Source organism: Rahnella bruchi (genome assembly GCF_003614975.1).
GTDB classification, from domain to species: Bacteria; Pseudomonadota; Gammaproteobacteria; order Enterobacterales; family Enterobacteriaceae; genus Rahnella; species Rahnella bruchi.
In genome coordinates this window covers 146,216-165,300 of the sequence record NZ_QZWI01000008.1, presented here as the reverse complement: position 1 = coordinate 165,300, position 19,085 = coordinate 146,216, and the positions used below count along the sequence as shown (strand labels likewise).

General features: G+C 53.0%; 21 protein-coding genes. 4 read left to right on the top strand and 17 right to left on the bottom strand.

Annotated features, from left to right (window positions below; genetic code table 11):
• The first annotated feature begins 8 nt into the window (after nt 1-8).
• Nucleotides 9-1,427, top strand: coding sequence for a glutamate synthase small subunit (locus tag D5398_RS15170; protein ID WP_120131605.1), 1,419 nt, complete (start codon nt 9-11; stop codon nt 1,425-1,427).
• Nucleotides 1,428-1,494: 67 nt separating this feature from the next.
• On the opposite strand, the gene nanK is transcribed toward D5398_RS15170, so the two are convergent.
• The 10 genes from nanK to zapE all read right to left on the bottom strand — a co-directional run bounded on the left by nanK (nt 1,495) and on the right by zapE (nt 10,458).
• The gene (gene nanK, locus D5398_RS15165) at nt 1,495-2,370 is read right to left on the bottom strand and encodes an N-acetylmannosamine kinase (RefSeq protein WP_120508377.1); all 876 of its coding nucleotides are present in this window, start codon (nt 2,368-2,370) and stop codon (nt 1,495-1,497) included.
• Nucleotides 2,367-3,056 (bottom strand): N-acetylmannosamine-6-phosphate 2-epimerase, encoded by a 690-nt coding sequence (locus tag D5398_RS15160; protein WP_120508376.1) that lies wholly within the window; start codon nt 3,054-3,056, stop codon nt 2,367-2,369. The genes nanK and D5398_RS15160 overlap by 4 nt, the downstream gene beginning before the upstream one ends.
• Before the next feature lie 18 nt (nt 3,057-3,074).
• On the bottom strand, nt 3,075-4,568 hold the full coding sequence (locus tag D5398_RS15155; RefSeq protein ID WP_120508375.1) for an MFS transporter: 1,494 nt from the start codon (nt 4,566-4,568) through the stop codon (nt 3,075-3,077).
• Nucleotides 4,569-4,656: 88 nt separating this feature from the next.
• Nucleotides 4,657-5,556: an N-acetylneuraminate lyase gene (gene nanA / locus D5398_RS15150; protein WP_120508374.1), complete on the bottom strand. Its 900-nt coding sequence runs from the start codon at nt 5,554-5,556 to the stop codon at nt 4,657-4,659.
• A 182-nt stretch (nt 5,557-5,738) separates the two neighbouring features.
• Entirely contained in the window at nt 5,739-6,521 is a 783-nt protein-coding gene (locus D5398_RS15145; RefSeq protein WP_120508373.1) for a transcriptional regulator NanR, read from the bottom strand.
• A gap of 165 nt (nt 6,522-6,686) precedes the next feature.
• Nucleotides 6,687-7,181, bottom strand: a complete 495-nt coding sequence (gene sspB / locus D5398_RS15140) for a ClpXP protease specificity-enhancing factor (protein ID WP_120508372.1) — start codon at nt 7,179-7,181, stop codon at nt 6,687-6,689.
• A 3-nt stretch (nt 7,182-7,184) separates the two neighbouring features.
• A complete protein-coding gene (gene sspA / locus D5398_RS15135; protein ID WP_120508371.1) occupies nt 7,185-7,826 on the bottom strand; it encodes a stringent starvation protein SspA in 642 nt (213 codons plus the stop codon).
• Nucleotides 7,827-8,158: 332 nt separating this feature from the next.
• A complete protein-coding gene (gene rpsI / locus D5398_RS15130; RefSeq protein ID WP_013577238.1) occupies nt 8,159-8,551 on the bottom strand; it encodes a 30S ribosomal protein S9 in 393 nt (130 codons plus the stop codon).
• A 16-nt stretch (nt 8,552-8,567) separates the two neighbouring features.
• On the bottom strand, nt 8,568-8,996 hold the full coding sequence (gene rplM, locus D5398_RS15125) for a 50S ribosomal protein L13 (RefSeq protein ID WP_013577239.1): 429 nt from the start codon (nt 8,994-8,996) through the stop codon (nt 8,568-8,570).
• Nucleotides 8,997-9,315: 319 nt separating this feature from the next.
• Entirely contained in the window at nt 9,316-10,458 is a 1,143-nt protein-coding gene (gene zapE / locus D5398_RS15115; RefSeq protein ID WP_120508369.1) for a cell division protein ZapE, read from the bottom strand.
• Between the two features lie 285 nt (nt 10,459-10,743).
• Between zapE and zapG the strand changes: the two genes are divergently transcribed.
• The 3 genes from zapG to degS all read left to right on the top strand — a co-directional run bounded on the left by zapG (nt 10,744) and on the right by degS (nt 13,822).
• Entirely contained in the window at nt 10,744-11,145 is a 402-nt protein-coding gene (gene zapG / locus D5398_RS15110; RefSeq protein ID WP_120508368.1) for a Z-ring associated protein ZapG, read from the top strand.
• A gap of 154 nt (nt 11,146-11,299) precedes the next feature.
• The gene (degQ, locus tag D5398_RS15105) at nt 11,300-12,667 is read left to right on the top strand and encodes a serine endoprotease DegQ (RefSeq protein WP_120508367.1); all 1,368 of its coding nucleotides are present in this window, start codon (nt 11,300-11,302) and stop codon (nt 12,665-12,667) included.
• 87 nt (nt 12,668-12,754) lie between these two features.
• Nucleotides 12,755-13,822, top strand: coding sequence for an outer membrane-stress sensor serine endopeptidase DegS (gene degS / locus D5398_RS15100; protein WP_120508366.1), 1,068 nt, complete (start codon nt 12,755-12,757; stop codon nt 13,820-13,822).
• Nucleotides 13,823-13,899: 77 nt separating this feature from the next.
• Here the strand turns inward: degS and murA are convergent, their stop codons facing one another.
• The 7 genes from murA to mlaF all read right to left on the bottom strand — a co-directional run bounded on the left by murA (nt 13,900) and on the right by mlaF (nt 18,805).
• Nucleotides 13,900-15,159 (bottom strand): UDP-N-acetylglucosamine 1-carboxyvinyltransferase, encoded by a 1,260-nt coding sequence (gene murA / locus D5398_RS15095; protein ID WP_120508365.1) that lies wholly within the window; start codon nt 15,157-15,159, stop codon nt 13,900-13,902.
• A gap of 67 nt (nt 15,160-15,226) precedes the next feature.
• Entirely contained in the window at nt 15,227-15,481 is a 255-nt protein-coding gene (gene ibaG / locus D5398_RS15090) for a BolA family iron metabolism protein IbaG (RefSeq protein WP_013577246.1), read from the bottom strand.
• 173 nt (nt 15,482-15,654) lie between these two features.
• Nucleotides 15,655-15,948, bottom strand: a complete 294-nt coding sequence (gene mlaB / locus D5398_RS15085; protein ID WP_120508364.1) for a lipid asymmetry maintenance protein MlaB — start codon at nt 15,946-15,948, stop codon at nt 15,655-15,657.
• Complete coding sequence (gene mlaC, locus D5398_RS15080) at nt 15,945-16,577, bottom strand: phospholipid-binding protein MlaC (RefSeq protein WP_120508363.1); 633 nt, start codon at nt 16,575-16,577, stop codon at nt 15,945-15,947. The genes mlaB and mlaC overlap by 4 nt, the downstream gene beginning before the upstream one ends.
• Nucleotides 16,578-16,618: 41 nt before the next feature.
• Entirely contained in the window at nt 16,619-17,185 is a 567-nt protein-coding gene (gene mlaD, locus D5398_RS15075) for an outer membrane lipid asymmetry maintenance protein MlaD (RefSeq protein ID WP_120508362.1), read from the bottom strand.
• A 3-nt stretch (nt 17,186-17,188) separates the two neighbouring features.
• Complete coding sequence (mlaE, locus tag D5398_RS15070; protein ID WP_120508361.1) at nt 17,189-17,986, bottom strand: lipid asymmetry maintenance ABC transporter permease subunit MlaE; 798 nt, start codon at nt 17,984-17,986, stop codon at nt 17,189-17,191.
• Nucleotides 17,987-18,001: 15 nt separating this feature from the next.
• Nucleotides 18,002-18,805: a phospholipid ABC transporter ATP-binding protein MlaF gene (gene mlaF, locus D5398_RS15065; RefSeq protein WP_120508360.1), complete on the bottom strand. Its 804-nt coding sequence runs from the start codon at nt 18,803-18,805 to the stop codon at nt 18,002-18,004.
• Nucleotides 18,806-19,085 lie beyond the last annotated feature (280 nt).

The following is a 19,085-nucleotide window of genomic DNA, read 5'->3' as shown; positions in this document are numbered from 1 at the left end:
AGGTTAAGATGAGTCAAAACGTTTATCAATTTGTCGACTTACAGCGTGTTGATCCGCCTAAAAAAGCGCTGAAGATCCGTAAAATTGAGTTTGTGGAAATTTACGAGCCGTTCTCAGCAACTCAGGCTGCATCGCAGGCAGACCGCTGTCTGTCCTGTGGTAACCCTTACTGCGAATGGAAATGCCCGGTTCATAACTACATTCCGAACTGGCTGAAGCTGGCGAACGAAGGTCGCATCATGGAAGCCGCCGACCTCGCGCACCAGACCAACAGCCTGCCGGAAGTCTGCGGACGCGTCTGCCCGCAGGACAGACTGTGCGAAGGCTCCTGCACCCTGAACGATGAGTTCGGTGCGGTGACCATCGGTAACATCGAGCGCTATATCAACGATAAAGCGATCGAGATGGGCTGGCGTCCGGATATGTCTCACGTGCACCCAACCGGTAAACGTGTGGCGATCATCGGCGCAGGTCCGGCAGGTCTGGCCTGTGCTGACGTTCTGACTCGTAACGGTGTGAAAGCGGTGGTTTACGATCGCCATCCGGAAATCGGCGGCCTGCTGACTTTCGGTATCCCAGCCTTCAAGCTGGAAAAATCGGTGATGACCAAGCGTCGCGAAATCTTCACTGAGATGGGTATCGAATTCCAGCTGAATATCGAAGTCGGCAAAGACATCACCATTGATGCGCTGCTGGCAGAATACGATTCTGTATTCCTCGGCGTCGGGACATATCAGTCCATGCGCGGTGGCTTGCTGAATGAAGATGCGCCGGGCGTTTACGATGCCCTGCCGTTCCTCATCGCCAACACCAAGCAACTGATGGGCTACGATGACAGCCAGGAAGAGCCTTTTGTGACGATGGATAAAAAGCGCGTCGTGGTACTGGGCGGTGGTGACACCGCGATGGACTGCGTGCGGACTTCAATCCGTCAGGGTGCAACCCATGTGACCTGTGCGTACCGTCGTGATGAAGAAAACATGCCGGGTTCACGTCGTGAAGTGAAGAATGCGCGCGAAGAAGGTGTGGATTTCAAATTCAACCTGCAACCGCTGAGCATCGAACTGAACGACTCAGGCCGCGTGTGTGGCGTACGTATGGCGCGTACCGAACTGGGCGCACCGGATGCACATGGCCGTCGTCGTGCTGAAATCGTGGCCGGTTCCGAACATGTGATGGAAGCTGATGCTGTCGTCATGGCGTTTGGTTTCCGCCCTCACAAAATGGAATGGCTGGCGGCCCACGACGTTGAGCTGGACTCTCAGGGACGCATCCTTGCCCCTGAAGGCAGCGACAACGCCTTCCAGACCAGCAACCCGAAAATCTTCGCCGGTGGCGATGCGGTTCGCGGTTCTGATCTGGTGGTCACGGCGATTGCCGAAGGTCGTAAAGCGGCAGAAGGCATCATGAACTTCCTCGAAGTCTGATCCGCTTTGTGATGAAAACGGGGCTGTCAGCAATGACAGCCCCGTTGTTTTTTTAACAGAACCTGATCTACAACGTCATATCCTGTGCCAGTAACGCCGCCCCGCGCAAACCCGCGTCATGCTGATATTTTGCCCTGAAAAGCGGCACGCGGCACACCTGCGGTTCCTCATCCAGAAATGTTCTGACCTGCGCTAAATAACCATCGGCCAGCCCCATACTGCCGCCCATCACCACGCACTGACAATCGGTCGCCACTTTGATATCCGCGACTAAACGCGCCAGCACGCTGGCAGAACGCAGTATCAGTTCCGCTGCCTGCCGATGCCCTGCCGCCGCATGAGCAAAAATTTGTTTTGCCGTGCAACCGGCTAAATCACCGTGCGCTGCGCTGGCAATACCACGCCCGGATGCTATCGCTTCAACGCAACCGGTTCTTCCGCAACCACATTTCGGCCCGAGCGGATCAGCCAGCGTATGACCGAAATGCCCTGCCAGCCCTTCAGTACCTGTGAGCAGCTTTGCGTTACTGACCATTCCGCCGCCTACGCCGGTCGAAACGGTGAGAAAGACCATATTCGTAATATCAGCTGAAAGTGCGTGATACTCAGCCCAGGCGGCCGCCTGTGCGTCATTTACCGCCATACACGGCAATTGCGTCAGACGCGAAATCACATCGACCAGAGGAAAATGGCTAAGACCGCCGAGATTATCCGGATTGAGTGCAGTGAGAACGCCATGCCTGATGATCCCGGTAGAAGCAATGGCGACCCGCTGCGCCTGTGGAAACAACGGGGCGACCAGTTCCGCCAGCGCAGCCTGCAAGGCATCCGGTGTTTTGCTCGCGGGCGTAGGCATTTCCCGCCGTTGGGTGAGAGTTAACGCGCTGTCTGCCAGCGCCGCCGCCAGTTTGGTTCCGCCAATATCGATCACCAGCGTGATCATTTCGCGACCTTTACAATCTCATCCCGAAACCACTGACAGACATGTTCCAGACGGGTAATGGCAGAACCAACCGTCACTGCCCATGCGCCGTTTTGCATCGCCTGAGCTGCCAGCGCCGGCGAGTTATAGCGCCCTTCTGCAATCACGCGGCATCCTTCATCACTGAGCACTTTCACTAAATCAAAATCCGGCTCCTGTGGCGTTTGTGCAGTGGTATAACCGGATAACGTGGTGCCGATGATATCGCTCCCCATCCGGTGACATTTGAGGCCGTCTTCCTGCGAGGAACAATCGGCCATTGCCAGCAACTTATGTTGGTGAATTCGTGCCAGTAATTCCGCCACCGGCACCGGCCTTTCGCGCTCAGTGCCATCAACCGCAATGATGCTGGCTCCCGCCGCAGCCAGTGCATCCACGTCTTCAAGAAAAGGCGTAATACGCACCGGCGAATCAGGCAGATCGCGTTTGAGAATGCCGATGATGGGCACTGACACCCGTGCATGTGTGGCTTTAAGGTTCTCAATACCTTCAATGCGCAATGCCACCGCACCGGCCTGTTGTGCGGCCAATGCCATCGCGGCCACAATCTCAGGCTTATCCAGCGGACTGCCAGGGACCGGCTGACAGGACACAATCAGTCCGCCAGCCTCTGTAATCTGTGTATCCAGTTTTTCAAGCAATGACATAGGAACTCCCTGCAAAAATCAGTTTCTGACCAATCCGTTTTTAGGATTTTCTGGCTTCGCTTTCTTCAATGCCCCGCTGAAAGGCTTGCCGTCAATGGTGTCATGCGTGCGTAAGGCATCAGGATGAACCCAGCGCTGAATGCGCGACGGCATATCCAGCCCGATGAGCAGGATCACCACAAACGTCAGCCCGAACGACAGTGACGCCAGCGCGGTGCCAAGATCCAAACGCTGGGCAATCGCTATTCCGATAACCGGTGCCAGTGCGCCACCCAGTGCGCCGACGTTATAGGTAAAACCCAACCCTGCCGCGCGCTGTTCGGTATCGAAATAGCCACCAATCAGTTTAGGCAAAATGCCAGAGATCCCCTGACCTAACATTTGTTGCAGGAATAACAGTAATCCCAACACCCAGATATTTCCGCCGCCGATAGCAAATACCGGAATAATAAGCAGCTGCGAGGCCAGCAGGCTGTACACGTACGCTTTGCGCGTTCCCAGCCAGTCGCCGAGGAAACCACCCACGCAGCAACCGACCGCCGCGCCAAAGCCGCTGAAGAACAGCACGTGCGCCACCAGCGTCGGCGAATAGGCCAGTTCGGTTTTTAAGTAAGTCGGTAACAGCGCCTGAATCGGCCAGGAGTACAGAAAGGCAAAGAAGACGACGACCATCAGCGTGACGCCGGTGGGCCAGCGTTTACCGCTGCCCTGCACCATAAAGCTGATGAAGATAGCGGCGCAAACCAGCCCCAGAATCGCAATCACCGCAGCGCTGCCCACCTCACCGGTGAAACAGAAATACAACGCAGTGGCGGCAACTATCGTCGTCCCAATATTGATAACCCGATGCTTGCCGCGGTACAGAATATCCACCATGGTTTTGACCGGTTTCTTGTGGGCAAACTTCGTCTGCCAGTCTTCCGCTTCCGGAATATTTTTACGCAGCCAAAGAGCGAAAATAATCGGTAAGATGCCGATGAAAAACAGTGCGCGCCAGCCCCAGACCGGCACCACCACGCTGTAAACCTGGGCGGCAATCACGGCACCCACCGAGAAGCCGGAAATCAGGAATCCGCTGGCTTTATTACGTAAATGCTTTGGCCAGCTTTCGATGACATAGGTGGCACTCGAGCCGTATTCACCCGCCATGCCCATGCCGATAATCAGACGAGCGAGGAACATCACCGTGAAGTTGGGAGCAAAACCGCAGGCGAGCGTCCCGACAGAAAACAGCACGATACTGGTGATCATCGCCAGTTTGCGGCCATAACGATCGCCCATCGCGCCAAGCAATAATCCGCCAAACCAGCGGGAAATAAACGCCGCAGAAATCAGACTCGCCGCCTGAACGCCGGTCAGGTCGAACTCACTTTTAATTTCTGTCAGCACTAATGCGATCAGGACAAAATCAAAACCATCCAAAAGGTAGCCAATCCAGGCGGCCGAAAATGCTTTCCATTGCGGTTTAGTCAAATGGCGAAACCATGAGATCTGTCGAGCATTGTTACGCATAAATCACCCCCGGGCGGATGAGCATTAATCCACCCTTTGGTCAGGACTGATAGAGAACGGGTGATGCCGGACATCCCGGCATCCGGATTCAGAAGGTGCCACGCTCCGCCTGAAGCTGCGCGGCCAGTGCCTTAAGGGCAGGCAGATATTGTTCATCTACCGGCGCGAAAGGTTTTCGGCACAACGGCACGGCAACGATATCCATGTAATGCAGAATCGTTTTCAGTCCGCGGAACACGCCCGTTTTGATCAGCAGATCAATGACCTTGTTGCATTCACTTTGCAGGTGCATGGCGCGCTGTACGTCTCCTTCCTGCACAGCTTTTTTGATGGCCATATAACGCCAGCCCATCACGTTGTACGTGCTGCCAATGCCCCCATCCGCTCCTGCCAGCAAGCCGGATGCAAAGATTTCGTCGTAACCGTTGTAGAGCACTAAATCCGGATGCGCACGGCGGATTTTTTCCATTTCATACAAATCACCGGACGTTTGTTTAAGCGCGCCCACGCCGGGCATTTTGATCAATGTTTCGATCTGATCCAGCGTCAGTTTCACACCGCTGAGTGCCGGGATGTTGTAAACCACCATCGGCAGGCCTTCGGCAGAATCCGTGACCGCGCGGTAGTGGTCGCAGTGTTCATTAAAGCTGAAAGGATAGTAGAAAGGTGTCACTGCGGAGACAGCGTCAAAACCATAACGGTGCGCAGCAGCGGCAAGCGTCTGGCTTTCACGGGTGCTGATAGCACCGACATGTGCGATTAACGTCACCTTCCCTTTCGCTTCTTCCGCCACGATTTCCAGTACCTGCTCACGCTCCTGCTGGCTTTGTAAAAAAGCCTCGCCGGTAGAACCGCCGACATACAGGCCATCGATCCCCTGTTCGATATTGAAACGCACCAGACGGCGCAGACTGTCGGTATCTACTTGCTGTTGCTGATTAAAAGGAGTGAGCAGTGCCGGCATCACACCCCGCAGATTTTGTTTCATAAACGCATCCTGGTTATTGGGTTTTTGGGTAAATTCGATATACCTTTATACCTGTTATACCAGACCAAAAAACAAACACAATACAACTGAAAGCTCAGAGTGTGATCTTGTGCATACGAAATAGTTATGGATGATCAGAGGCGATCAAAAGGAATGTGGGGAAGATCTCAGTCCAGAATGGATTATTTCTTCGATCCGCGCTTAGGCTTTGCCGCGTAATACGCTGCGAACACACTTTTCAGATGAGCTTTCAGTGCCCCATCCGCGGCATCAGGATCACGCGCCCGGATAGCATTGTAGATTTCGATGTGCTGCTGATAGCTGACGTTGTTATGCGCGTGCAGCTCTTCCTGAGGGACGGAAGGACGAGCCGCAATCAGCCAGTCCAGCAGGGCAACATGTACCACCATGAAGATAGGATTGGCCGGGATTTCAGCCAACTCGCGATGGAATTCGATATCAGAGCGGATGAAGAGATCGTTGTCATCGAGCGACTGGCTGTTCATTTCCAGCGCTTTGCCAAGACGTTCAATCTGAGCGTCGGTAGCAAACTCAGCGGCGTAACGCACCAGGCTGGATTCGAAAAACATCCGCAGCTGTTCGAAATGGGCAATCCCTTCAGGACGCGCCAGAAAGTCTGTTGCCACACCCGACAGCTCGCTGATGATAGTTTCAGCCGAAGGACGGGATACGCGGGCGCGCTCGCCGTTGCTTATCTGCACCAGCCCTTTGCGTTTGAGCGCCGCCAGCGCTTCACGCACCGAAGGACGGCCAACATTGAAGAAAGTCATCAGCTCACGCTCTGACGGCAGTTGCTCACCTTCGGCGAATTCACGCCTGCGGATCATCTGCTCCAGCTCTTCTTCCACCATCTCTGAAAGCTTTTTGCGTGCGAGCGGACGGCGGCGCATTGCATGCCCAAAGGTGTCACTGGTCTCTGCCGGTTGTTCGTCGAATGTGCTCATAGCGTCGGGATCAGACCCTGATTAATAGAAGGTGTGAGAATGATTTTTTGAATGATAACACAGCAAATCTGCACAGGCGAAAGGAGAGACTTGCAGATTCAGGGCAATAAAAAACCCCGCGTAACAACGCAGGGTTTAAGCGTGAAGCCGGGTTGAGTCGGGTTGTTATTTCACAACGCGCAATGCCGGGCGACCACCGCGTGGCGGAGTCGGCGGCTCATCATCCGGGTCTTCTTCAGCCACATCCGGCAAATCGCCATCAATGACTGACATGGTCGGCTCTGTCGGCCCATCCGCGCTCAGATCGCCGTCAAAGGCGCCTTCAGCTTCATAAGCAGGTTCAGGTTCGAACATGGTACCGGCACCGTTTTCGCGGGCGTAAATCGCCAGCACAGCAGCAATCGGTACAAACACGTTACGCGGTACGCCACCAAAGCGGGCGTTAAAGCGTACATCATCGTTACCCAGTTCGAGATTGCCGACAGCACGCGGCGCAACGTTCAGAACGATTTGTCCGTCACGCGCAAACTCCATCGGCACCATCACGCCAGGCATCGTCACGTCAACCACCAGATGCGGGGTTAACTGGTTGTCGAGCAACCAGTCATAAAAAGCCCGCAGCAGATAGGGGCGACGCGGAGACATGTCGGTCATCTCCATACCTTAACCTCGGGTATGCAAACGCATTTCGCGCTCTGCTTCGGTCAGGGAAGCCAGGAAAGCATCACGTTCGAAGACGCGGGTCATGTAGACTTTCAGCTCTTTAGAACCGGCACCTGACAGCTCAATGCCCAGCTGTGGCAAACGCCAAAGCAGCGGAGCCAGGTAGCAATCGACCAGGCTGAACTCTTCGCTTTTGAAGTAAGGCATATACGAGAAGATTGGCGCAATCGCCAGCAGCTCTTCACGCAGTTGCTTACGCGCAGCATCGGCTTCAGTTGCAGAACCTTGTTCGATTTGACGCATCAGAGAATACCAGTCATTTTCGATGCGGTGCATCATCAGACGGCTTTCACCACGGGCAACCGGATAAACCGGCATCAGCGGTGGATGCGGGAAACGCTCATCAAGATATTCCATGATGATACGGGATTCGAACAGGGTCAGTTCACGATCAACCAGCGTCGGTACGGTGCGGTAAGGGTTGAGGTCAATAAGATCCTGCGGCAGGTGATCCATCTCAACCTGCTCGATCTCGACACTGACACCTTTTTCCGCCAGTACGATACGTACTTGATGGCTAAAAATGTCGGTCGGGCCGGAAAACAGCGTCATTACCGAACGTTTGTTGGCAGCGACAGCCATGAAAACCTCCAAGTTTATCTAGAAAAATACAGCGAGTTATCGCCAGCCTGCAGTTTTTGTCCCGTAGTTTCATAGACAACCATCGGCAAGGCGAACCCAGCCAGGAAGCGCGGCAACGTCAACTGCTCGGCGAATAGACACAAAAGTGTGTGATAGTTTACCAGATTTTACGCGGGCTGTGGTGGACGGTGAGACGATTTCGTGGCGAATTGTGTGTCAGGAGATCATTTCCCCTGCGATTGCTGAAAAAAGACATAAAAAAACCCGGTGAAGCACCGGGTTTTTGACGCTGATTTTCGTGCCGAAGCACTGAGCTGCAAAGCAGCAGAAAATTAACGTTTGGAGAACTGAGGACGACGACGTGCTTTACGCAGGCCGACTTTCTTACGTTCAACCTGACGAGCATCACGAGTAACGAAGCCAGCTTTACGCAGTTCGCCACGAAGATTTTCGTCATATTCCATCAGTGCACGGGTAATACCGTGACGGATAGCACCAGCTTGACCGGAGATACCACCACCTTTAACAGTGATGTACAGGTCAAATTTCTCAACCATGTCGACCAGTTCCAGTGGTTGACGAACTACCATGCGGGCAGTTTCACGACCAAAGTACTGTTCCAGGCTACGCTGGTTAATTACGATGTTACCACTACCCGGTTTGATGAAAACACGAGCGGCGGAGCTTTTGCGGCGACCAGTGCCGTAGTATTGATTTTCAGCCATTGCCTATAATCCCGAATTAAATGTCAAGAACTTGCGGTTGTTGCGCCGCATGAGTGTGCTCGTTACCCGCGTAAACTTTCATTTTACGGTACATTGCACGACCCAACGGGCCCTTTGGCAACATGCCTTTAACCGCGAGCTCGATCACGCGTTCAGGACGGCGAGCGATCATCTCTTCAAAGGTCGCTTGCTTGATACCACCGATGTGGCCGGTGTGATGGTAATAAATCTTGTCGTTACGCTTGTTGCCGGTTACAGCAACTTTTTCTGCGTTCAGAACGATGATGTAATCACCAGTATCAACGTGCGGAGTGTATTCCGCTTTATGTTTGCCACGCAGACGGCGAGCCAGTTCAGTGGCCAGGCGACCTAAGGTCTTGCCGGTAGCGTCAACTACGAACCAGTCACGTTGTACGGTTTCCGGTTTAGCTGTAAAAGTTTTCATTAAAAGCTTACCCAATTAAAGTTACACGTTGGCGAACACCCGAACGCTTACTTGTTTATAAAATAAGTATTTGAGGTTCACACGACCATCGTCCAGCAAACCTACCCCTTCGAATAGCCAATGCTGGCACTTATAAAGTTTCGGGAAAAAAACTTTGTAGTAACGTGGGGTCGCAAGATTATAGAGAAGTCTCCTGCAAAGATCGAACCCTTTTTCGACGAAAAGGAAGATTTCCTCCAGGACAGCAGAAGGGTTCGCCATGCAGGATGTACTGCGTGTTCTTATAACACGAATAGAACAAAAAATAATCAGTTAAAAATCACGGCAGATGCGGTCGCTTGAGGTATTCCTCACTTTGCATTTCCTGGAGTCGTGACAGGCAGCGCTGATACTCGAATTTCAGCCGTTCGCCCTGATATATCTCAAACATCGGCGCCGAGGCAGAAACGACCAGTTTGACGTGACGTTCATAGAACTCATCCACCAGCGCCAGAAAACGTCGCGCCGCATTTTCATTGTCCGCCTTCATCACCGGCACATTGTGCAGCAGCACGCTGTGATAGATTTTTGACAGCGCAATGTAATCGAGCTGGCTGCGAGCCTCTTCGCATAACGTATGGAATTCTATCGCCAGCACCCCGTCAACGGCAGCAATCGCCCGCATCGGGCGGTGATTCACTTCCAGCGTGACAGCCTCAGTACCGGCATCACCGCTGTGATTACCGGTCAGTTTTCCCAGCATACTTTGCATGGCTGTCGTCGTTTCGCCGTCCGCAGGAGCAAGCCATAAATTTGCCTGAGTCAGCGTACGCAGGCGGTAATCAATCCCTGCATCCACATTCAGTACATCGCAATACTGTTTAATCAGATCGATAGCCGGCAGGAAGCGCGCGCGTTGCAGCCCGTTACGGTACAGCGAATCAGGCGGAATGTTAGATGTGGCGATTAAGGTGATGCCACGGGCAAAAAGCGCCTGCAACAACGTGGCCAGCAACATCGCATCGGTGATATCCGAGACAAAAAACTCATCGAAACACAGAACGTCAGTTTCAGCTTTGAAACGGTCAGCAATCACTTCCAGCGGATCTTCCTGTCCCTGAAGCTGAGTCAGCTCTTCGTGAACGCGCAACATAAAACGATGAAAGTGCAGACGAAGTTTGCGCTCTCCCGGCAAACTGTGGAAAAACAAATCCATCAGCCAGGTTTTGCCGCGCCCTACTCCGCCCCACATATATAAGCCTTGAACCGGACGTTGCGTGGTTTTTGGTGCACTTTTGCCAAAGAGTCGCCCGATCAAGCCACCGCGGCTGGCCGAAGTCGAAGATTCCGCCGCCGGACGGGAAGATAATGCCTGATAAATAGCGTCGAGCTGGGCAACAGCTTGCTTCTGAACCGCGTCCGGCTGGAACTCGCCAGCATCAACGGCATTCTGATACACGAAAAGTGGTGATTTGGGTTGCATCTTAATTAACGTCCCTGAGAAAAAAATTTTAAGTTTTTCACGTCGTTTAGCCGCTTTTTTGCGGTGGGTTCGCCGCTTTTCCCGGCTGTCTGCGTACGAAAAAACCATCAGACGGCAGCGATTTTCCCGGCAGGATTCCACTCTGACAAGGTTAACGGTTATAGTGGAGCTATTGCATGACGAATGCGTGTGACAATTACGTTAAAACCATTGTGTAAAAAAGTTAAGTCATAAAAGTTACGTGAAAAAGCCCTGCGGGACAACGAAGTCAAAATAGGAGTCATTATGACCTGGGAGTATGCACTCATTGGATTAGTGGTCGGTATCGCGATTGGTGCGGTAGCGATGCGCTTTGGTAATCGTAAATTACGTGATCAACAAGTCATGAAAAACGAACTGGAGAAAAGCAAAGCCGAACTCGACGAATACCGTCAGGAGCTGGTGGGGCATTTTGCCCGCAGCGCAGAGTTGCTTGATAACATGGCGACGGATTACCGTCAGCTTTATCAGCATATGGCGAAGAGCTCCAACAATCTGCTGCCTGATATGCCAGATCAGGATAATCCGTTCAACTATCGCCTGACCGGTTCAGAAGCCGATAACGATCAGGTGCCGGTACAGATGCCACGTGATTATTCTGATGGCGCATCTGGTCTGCTGCGCGGCGAGCGTCCGGTTCGTAAATAACAGACGTTCCTGACCTGCATGACAATCGTTGTGCAGACGTATTTACGGCACATGTTCCGTGCATGTGCCGTTCTCCAGACCCTTCCCGTGCAGTGAATCATCGTTCTATTGTCCATAACTGACGTCCCTTACAGAAAGCGAGAGAGTTATCGTGATGAAGAAAAAGTCATTTTTGCTCAGTGTGTTAGCTGTTAGCCTTGGATTAACTTTCGCTTCTGCGCCTATGGCGAATGCTGCTTTACCGACACAAGTTCAGGGACAACCTTTGCCAAGCCTGGCGCCAATGCTGGAGAAAGTGCTGCCAGCTGTCGTGGGCGTTCAGGTTTCCGGCACCCAGCCGCCAAGTGCGGATGTGCCACCGGAATACAAATTCTTCTTTGGTCAGCAGGATCCGGAACCCAATCCGGGACCACAGCCGTTTGAAGGTCTGGGCTCGGGCGTGATCATTGATGCCGCTAAAGGGTACGTTCTCACCAACAATCATGTGGTGAATAACGCCGACAAAATCAGCGTACAGCTCAACGATGGCCGCGAATATAAAGCCAAGCTCATCGGAAAAGACGATCAGTCTGACATCGCCGTCATCCAGCTGATCGATGCTAAAAATCTCACACAAATCACCATGGCTGATTCAGATAATCTGCGCGTGGGCGATTTCGCTGTCGCCGTCGGTAATCCGTTCGGACTCGGCCAGACCGTGACGTCCGGCATTGTGTCCGCACTCGGTCGCAGCGGACTCAATCTTGAAGGACTGGAAAACTTTATTCAGACAGATGCGTCAATTAACCGCGGCAACTCCGGTGGCGCTCTGCTCGATCTGAAAGGTGAACTGATTGGTATCAACACCGCCATAATTTCTTCTCAGGGTGGCAGCGTCGGTATCGGTTTTGCCATTCCGGCGAACATGGCGAAAAATCTTAGCCATCAGCTGATTGAATTCGGCGAAGTGAAACGTGGCCTGCTGGGGATCCGCGGCAGTGAAATGACGCCGGAACTGGCAGAGGCATTTAAACTCGACAGCCAGCGTGGCGCTTTCGTCAATGAAGTGCTGCCTGATTCAGCCGCAGCAAAAGCCGGGATTAAATCCGGTGACGTGCTGGTCACCCTTCAGGGTAAAAAGCTGAGCAGCTTTGCAGAATTACGCGCAAAAGTCGGCACCGCCGGTCCTGGCATCACCATGCAGATTGGTTTGCTGCGTGATGGCAAACCAATGACGGTCAGTGTCACGCTGGATAAAAGTCCGGCCGTGGAAGTCAGCATTGAGAAACTCAATCCTGCATTGCAGGGTGTGACGCTCAGTGATCCGGCAGATAAAAACGCCAAAGGCGTACATGTCGATGATGTGAAGAAAGGCGCCCCAGCCGATCAGATAGGTCTGCAAAAAGACGACGTGATTATCGGTGTCAACCGCGAGCCGCTCGAAAATCTGGCTGCCTTCCGTAAAATACTGGAAAGCAAACCAGACCTGATTGCGCTGAGCATTGTGCGTAAAGGGCAAAATATCTACTTATTCATGCCGTAAAGGGTTGAAAATCGGACGCAGGTGCTGCTGCGTCCGATTAAGTCATGCTATTCTTCAGACACTTTTCATCTCGCATCCCATACACCCATGTTTGTTAAGTTATTGAGATCCGCTGTTATCGGCCTGATTGTTGCTGGCATTTTGCTGGCGGCGGTACCTATGCTGCGTAAAAACATCACAGACCCGCTGTTCGAACGCAATTTCACCCAAACCAGCGCAGAGCCTGTCAGCTATAACTCGGGCGTCCGTCACGCCGCGCCTGCCGTCGTGAACGTTTATAACCGAAACATGGGCAACAGTTCGCAAAACGAACTGGCCATCCGCACGCTGGGTTCCGGCGTTATCATGAATGACAACGGCTATATCCTGACCAACAAACACGTCATTAATAATGCTGACCAGATCATCGTCGCTTTACAGGATGGTCGCGTATTTGAAGCCTTACTGGTGGGCTCTGACAGCCTGACTGATCTGGCTGTACTCAAAATTAATGCCGGTAATCTGCCGGTGATCCCGATTAATTCCCACCGTACTCCGCATGTCGGTGACGTCGTGATGGCGATAGGTAACCCGTATAATCTCGGGCAAACCGTCACACAGGGCATCATCAGCGCCACCGGTCGTATTGGTCTGAGCCCTTCAGGCCGCCAGAACTTCCTGCAAACGGATGCCTCCATCAACCAGGGGAACTCCGGCGGTGCGCTGGTGAACTCACTGGGTGAGCTGATGGGGATTAACACGTTGTCGTTTGACCAGAGTAATGATGGCGCAACACCCGAAGGCATTGGCTTTGCGATCCCGACAGCGCTGGCAACAAAGGTGATGGGCAAGCTTATCCGTGATGGTCGCGTTATTCGTGGTTATATCGGTATCAGCGGCCGCGAGGTTTCTCCTCTGCACGGGCCGAACAGCGGGCTGGATCGCATTCAGGGGATTGTGGTTAACGAAGTCACCCCGAACGGTCCGGCGGCGAATGCGGGTATGCAGGTACGGGATGTGATTGTTAACGTGAACAATAAACCGGCTGTCTCCGCGATTGAGACAATGGATCAGGTGGCAGAAGTTCGCCCTGGTACGGTAATCCCGGTTGAGATCATCCGCGACGGTCAGCAGCTGACCCTGCAGGTCACCGTGCAGGAATATCCTGATCACTGACAGCCGCTGAATCATACAAAGCAAAAAGCCGGAAAGGTCTCCCCTTCCGGCTTTTTTATTGCGTCAGGCTTAACAAATTACTCGCCTTTAAAACGCTCAATTTTGGCACCCAGCTGACGCAATTTATCTTCGATGCGCTCATAGCCACGATCGATGTGATAAATACGGTCAACGACGGTCACGCCTTCTGCGATACAACCCGCCAGAACCAGACTTGCGGAAGCACGTAAATCGGTGGCCATCACCTGAGCGCCAGACAGTTTTTCAACGCCATGACAAATCAGAGTGCTGCCTTCGATTTCCGCGTGAGCGCCCATACGGATCAGCTCAGGAATATGCATGAAACGGTTTTCGAAGATAGTTTCGGTGATAACACCGGTACCTTCAGCCACCAGATTCAGCAGGCTGAACTGTGCCTGCATGTCAGTCGGGAAGCCCGGATGCGGCGCAGTACGGAAGGTCACCGCTTTAGCGCGCTTGCCATGCATGTCGAGACTGATCCAGTCTTCGCCCACTTCGATTTCTGCACCGGCCTCACGCAGTTTAGCCAGAACGGCATCCAGCGTATCAGGACGGGCTTCACGGCAGACAATTTTGCCACCGGAAATTGCCGCCGCCACCAGGAAAGTCCCGGTTTCGATACGGTCTGGAACCACACGGTAAACACCGCCACCCAGACGTGCGACGCCTTCGATGGTGATTTTGTCGGTGCCCGCACCATTAATTTTCGCGCCCAGCGTATTCAGGAAATTGGCGGTATCGACAATTTCCGGCTCACGCGCGGCGTTTTCAATAATGGTGGTGCCCTCAGCCAGTGTTGCGGCACTCATGATGGTCACGGTCGCGCCAACGCTGACCTTGTCCATCACGATGTGTGCGCCTTTCAGACGACCGTCAACGGACGCCTTCACGTAGCCTTCTTCCAGCACGATAGTCGCGCCCAACTGCTCCAGACCAGTGATGTGCAGGTCAACAGGTCGTGCGCCGATAGCACAGCCGCCCGGCAGAGAGACTTCGCCGCGACCAAAACGCGCCACCAGCGGGCCCAGCGCCCAGATGGAAGCACGCATGGTTTTCACCAGATCGTATGGCGCGCAAAACTCGTTTACCGCGCTGGCATCCACAAATACCGAACCGTTGCGTTCGATTTTGGTGCCCAGCTGGCTCAGCAGTTTGATAGTGGTATCGATATCTTTCAGGTGAGGAACGTTCTGGAGTTCAACAGGTTCTTCAGCAAGCAGTGCGGCAAACAAAATAGGAAGTGCTGCATTTTTTGCACCAGAGATAATGACTTCGCCGCTCAGACGAGTCCCACCCTGTACACGAAATTTATCCATTATGACTGCTCTCTATTCATTAATACGACAGGTCAGATACGAGGAAGCTGCCGGAACTCCGGCAGTCTTATAAACCGCTCAGTTTACGGTCACGCGCCCATTCTTCAGGGGTATAAGCCTTGATAGACAGTGCGTGGATTCGGTTGTCGGCGATGTATTCCATCAGCGGGGCGTAAACGGTCTGCTGTTTTTTCACGCGGCTCATGCCATCAAACATCGCACCAACGACAATGGCCTGAAAATGACTGCCATCGCCAGTAATGTGGGCTTCGTCCAGTGCCAATGCGTTCATCAGCACGTCTTTAATTTCACTCGTTTCCATAGGGGATCTATTCTTCTAAAGAATCATAACAGCCCGATATCTTATAGGGATCGGCGCAATTCTTAAACCACGAAAAAGCCCCTGAGCAAGAGTTTCGCACAGGGGCTTTGCAGAGAGTCAGGCGACGGCAGGCATTCAGCCGCCTAACTTACCGGAACTGCTGGCTTATTTGCTCAGGCTGCCGGAATGATGTCCTGAAGATTGTAGAGCGCAATCAGAGTATTCAGCCTGTCGGTAATACCGGCAACCGTCAGAACAACACCCTGCTGGCTGGCTTCCTCACGCAAATGCACTAACAGCGCCAGACCGGAAGAGTCCACCCGCTCCAGCCCGGAAACATCCAGACAGGTAATCCCGGACATCAGCTTTTTACGCGCATCCCAGAAAGGGACCAGCGTTTCGCGATCCAGTTCACCGTGCAACGTCAGTCGCGGCGGCTGCGATTCCCAGCGCAATGCTTCACTCATTTTTTATCCAGAGTAATCGGTTCTGCGGCAGCTTGTTTCAGACGCGCAGTCAGACCATCAATCCCTTTCTGACGCAGGATATCCGCCCATTCGTTTTGCTTGGTCGAAATCATGCTGACGCCTTCGGCGATCATGTCGTAAGCCTGCCACTCACCGGTACGGCTGTTTTTACGCCACTGGAAATCCAGACGCACAGGCGGACGACCGTTCGGATCGGTAATAGTCACGCGGATAGCAATGATGTCTTTATCTGCGTAAGACTGTTCCGGCTGCACGGTGTAGTTCTGGCCGTTGTACATCGCCAGTGCCTGCCCGTAAGCCTGTTGCAGGTATTCAGAGAACGCCGCGAAGTAGGCATCACGCTGCGCAGGGGTCGCCTGTTGATAGTAGCGGCCTAACACCAGCGCCCCGGCGTATTTGATCTGCACGTACGGCAGCAGTTCATCGCGAACGATCTGGCGCAGATAGTTAGGATCCTGCTTGATTTTCGGCTGTTCGGTTTTGAGACGGGTGAAGGTTTTGTTCGCCGCTTCATTCATCACGCTGTACGGGTTGGTTTTATCAACCGCAGCATTGGCCAGCGGAGCCATAACCACCAGCAGTGCGGCGATCACTAAACGTTTAAACATAATCATTTCCTCTTTGATGGAGAATCCGTAGTAACAAGTTCTTAATGAGCGGCCGGTTGCGGTGCTGTATCAGCGTCAGGCGCAGGGGCAGAATTGCCCGCGGGTGCTGCGGTTGCAGAACCTGCATCCGGATCCGCTTTACCGTCGCCGCTCTTATAAAGGAACTGGCCAATCAGGTCTTCGAGAACCAGCGCTGATTTGGTGTCCTGAATGACGCCACCGTTTTTAAGGATAGTCGTTCCCATGTCAGGGTCTTCAAAACCAATGTTCAGCGCCAGGAATTGCTCACCCAGTAAACCCGAAGTACGGATAGCCAGCGTACTGGTGCTCGGGATCTGGTTGTATTTTTGGTCAATGTCCATTTCCACGCGTGGAGAATAGTTCTTATCCAGCGTAATGCTGCTGACGCGGCCAATCACCACGCCGCCAACTTTTACCGGAGAGCCGCTTTTCAGGCCACCGATATTGTCGAAATCAGCTGAGATACGATAGGTCGGATCTGAGCCAATAGAACGGATGTCGGCCACTTTCAGACACAGGAATAACACCGCAATCAGTGCGATGATTAAAAATGCGCCTACCCAGATTTCACTCTTTTTCGTTTGCATGGTTTAATTTCCAAACATCAGTGCTGTCAGCACAAAATCCAATCCCAGCACCGCCAGTGACGAATGCACCACAGTACGTGTCGTTGCCCGGCTAATCCCTTCGGACGTCGGTATCGCATCATAGCCATTGAACAACGCAATCCAGGTCACTGTGATAGCGAAAACAAGGCTCTTAATCAGACAGTTAAGCAGGTCAGTCCGCCAGTCTACGGAAGTTTGCATTGCTGACCAGAAGAAACCACTGTCGATCCCTTTCCAGTCCACGCCGACCAGCGAGCCACCCCAGATCCCGACCGCGACAAAAATCGCCGTCAGCAGAGGCATGGAAATCAAACCGGCCCAGAAACGCGGTGCCACAACGCGGCGCAACGGATCGATAGCCATCATTTCCAGACTGGAAATTTGCTCAGTGGCTTTCATCAAACCCAGCTCAGCGGTCAGCGCAGAACCTGCACGACCGGCAAACAGTAATGCTGTCACCACCGGACCCAGCTCTCGCAGCAGGGAAAGCGCCACCATCATGCCGAGGCTGGCCTCAGCACTGTAGGTAGTTAAAATCAGGTATCCCTGTAAGCCCAGCACCATGCCGATAAACAGGCCGGAAACGAGGATGATCAGCAGGGAAAGCACGCCAACGCTGTAAAGCTGCTTGATCAGCAGCGGCCATTGTTTGGCAAATTGAGGCTTACCGACCAACGCCCGAAAGAGCATCAAACCGGCACGGCCAAAAGACACGCAGGTGTTTATTCCGCGGCGCCCGACAGAGGCTAAAGCCCTATTTATTTTCAAAACAAGGTACATGAATAAAGAACTCCATCATCCGAGCAGCTCGGTTTTGTAATCACCAGCTGGGAAACGGAAAGGCACCGGTCCGTCGGCAATACCGTCGAGGAACTGGCGAACTCGCGGGTCTGGGTTATTTTGCAATTCCTCTGGTGTACCTTCAGCAATGACATGCTGCGCTGCAACAATATACGCATAATCCGCAATACTGAGTACTTCAGGTACATCATGAGAGACAACGATACACGTCACGCCCAGCGCATGGTTAAGTTCATCGATAAGTTTAACCAGCACGCCCATCGTGATCGGGTCCTGCCCCACAAAAGGCTCATCGAACATGATAAGTTCCGGATCAAGCGCGATAGCACGCGCCAGCGCCACACGACGCGCCATCCCGCCAGACAACTCAGCAGGCATCAGGTCGCCAGCGCCGCGTAAACCTACCGCTTCGAGTTTCATGGTCACAGTGCTGCGCAGCAGTTCTTCGGGTAATTTGCTGTGCTCACGCAACGGGAATGCCACATTCTCGAACACAGTCAGGTCAGTAAACAATGCACCGGACTGAAACAACATGCTCATTTTCTTACGGGATTCGTACAACTTACGGCGTGACAACGTCGGAATGTTATCGCCGTCGAACCAGATTTCCCCGCTGTCTGGCGAGAGTTGCCCGCCGATCAGGCGCAGCAAGGTGGTTTTACCGATCCCCGAAGGCCCCATAATGGCGGTGACTTTGCCGCGTGGCACGGTCATATTGATCTCTTCGAAAATGGGACGATCGCCGCGCACGAAGCTCATGCCCTTGATCTCAACCAGATTCGATTCGCTTTGACTCATTCAGTTTATCCCTTCGGAATGCTTTCGCTAAGAATACGTCTGACCCTGATGGGGTGTCGTATAACTTTGGTATTTTTACAAAAACTTACCTCGGTTTCGTTACCAAAGTTGCCATCGATTTACTTTTCCGCCACAGACGGTCAAAATCGATGAATTACCATTTTAAATTAAAAGCCTTCATCGTCTAACATACAGGAACCTGCTGGCCTTGTTTTCAGAGAAAATGTCGCCTTAGCTCATGTTGACGAAGGAATCGCCTGCCTGCAAAGGCAACGAACCT

Coding starts and splice junctions, on each gene's coding strand:
- D5398_RS15170 (WP_120131605.1), top strand. CDS start 9: ATGAGTCAAAACGTTTATCAATTTGTCGACTTACAGCGTGTTGATCCG.
- nanK (WP_120508377.1), bottom strand. CDS start 2,370: ATGATCACGCTGGTGATCGATATTGGCGGAACCAAACTGGCGGCGGCG.
- D5398_RS15160 (WP_120508376.1), bottom strand. CDS start 3,056: ATGTCATTGCTTGAAAAACTGGATACACAGATTACAGAGGCTGGCGGA.
- D5398_RS15155 (WP_120508375.1), bottom strand. CDS start 4,568: ATGCGTAACAATGCTCGACAGATCTCATGGTTTCGCCATTTGACTAAA.
- nanA (WP_120508374.1), bottom strand. CDS start 5,556: ATGAAACAAAATCTGCGGGGTGTGATGCCGGCACTGCTCACTCCTTTT.
- D5398_RS15145 (WP_120508373.1), bottom strand. CDS start 6,521: ATGAGCACATTCGACGAACAACCGGCAGAGACCAGTGACACCTTTGGG.
- sspB (WP_120508372.1), bottom strand. CDS start 7,181: ATGGAGATGACCGACATGTCTCCGCGTCGCCCCTATCTGCTGCGGGCT.
- sspA (WP_120508371.1), bottom strand. CDS start 7,826: ATGGCTGTCGCTGCCAACAAACGTTCGGTAATGACGCTGTTTTCCGGC.
- rpsI (WP_013577238.1), bottom strand. CDS start 8,551: ATGGCTGAAAATCAATACTACGGCACTGGTCGCCGCAAAAGCTCCGCC.
- rplM (WP_013577239.1), bottom strand. CDS start 8,996: ATGAAAACTTTTACAGCTAAACCGGAAACCGTACAACGTGACTGGTTC.
- zapE (WP_120508369.1), bottom strand. CDS start 10,458: ATGCAACCCAAATCACCACTTTTCGTGTATCAGAATGCCGTTGATGCT.
- zapG (WP_120508368.1), top strand. CDS start 10,744: ATGACCTGGGAGTATGCACTCATTGGATTAGTGGTCGGTATCGCGATT.
- degQ (WP_120508367.1), top strand. CDS start 11,300: ATGAAGAAAAAGTCATTTTTGCTCAGTGTGTTAGCTGTTAGCCTTGGA.
- degS (WP_120508366.1), top strand. CDS start 12,755: ATGTTTGTTAAGTTATTGAGATCCGCTGTTATCGGCCTGATTGTTGCT.
- murA (WP_120508365.1), bottom strand. CDS start 15,159: ATGGATAAATTTCGTGTACAGGGTGGGACTCGTCTGAGCGGCGAAGTC.
- ibaG (WP_013577246.1), bottom strand. CDS start 15,481: ATGGAAACGAGTGAAATTAAAGACGTGCTGATGAACGCATTGGCACTG.
- mlaB (WP_120508364.1), bottom strand. CDS start 15,948: ATGAGTGAAGCATTGCGCTGGGAATCGCAGCCGCCGCGACTGACGTTG.
- mlaC (WP_120508363.1), bottom strand. CDS start 16,577: ATGTTTAAACGTTTAGTGATCGCCGCACTGCTGGTGGTTATGGCTCCG.
- mlaD (WP_120508362.1), bottom strand. CDS start 17,185: ATGCAAACGAAAAAGAGTGAAATCTGGGTAGGCGCATTTTTAATCATC.
- mlaE (WP_120508361.1), bottom strand. CDS start 17,986: ATGTACCTTGTTTTGAAAATAAATAGGGCTTTAGCCTCTGTCGGGCGC.
- mlaF (WP_120508360.1), bottom strand. CDS start 18,805: ATGAGTCAAAGCGAATCGAATCTGGTTGAGATCAAGGGCATGAGCTTC.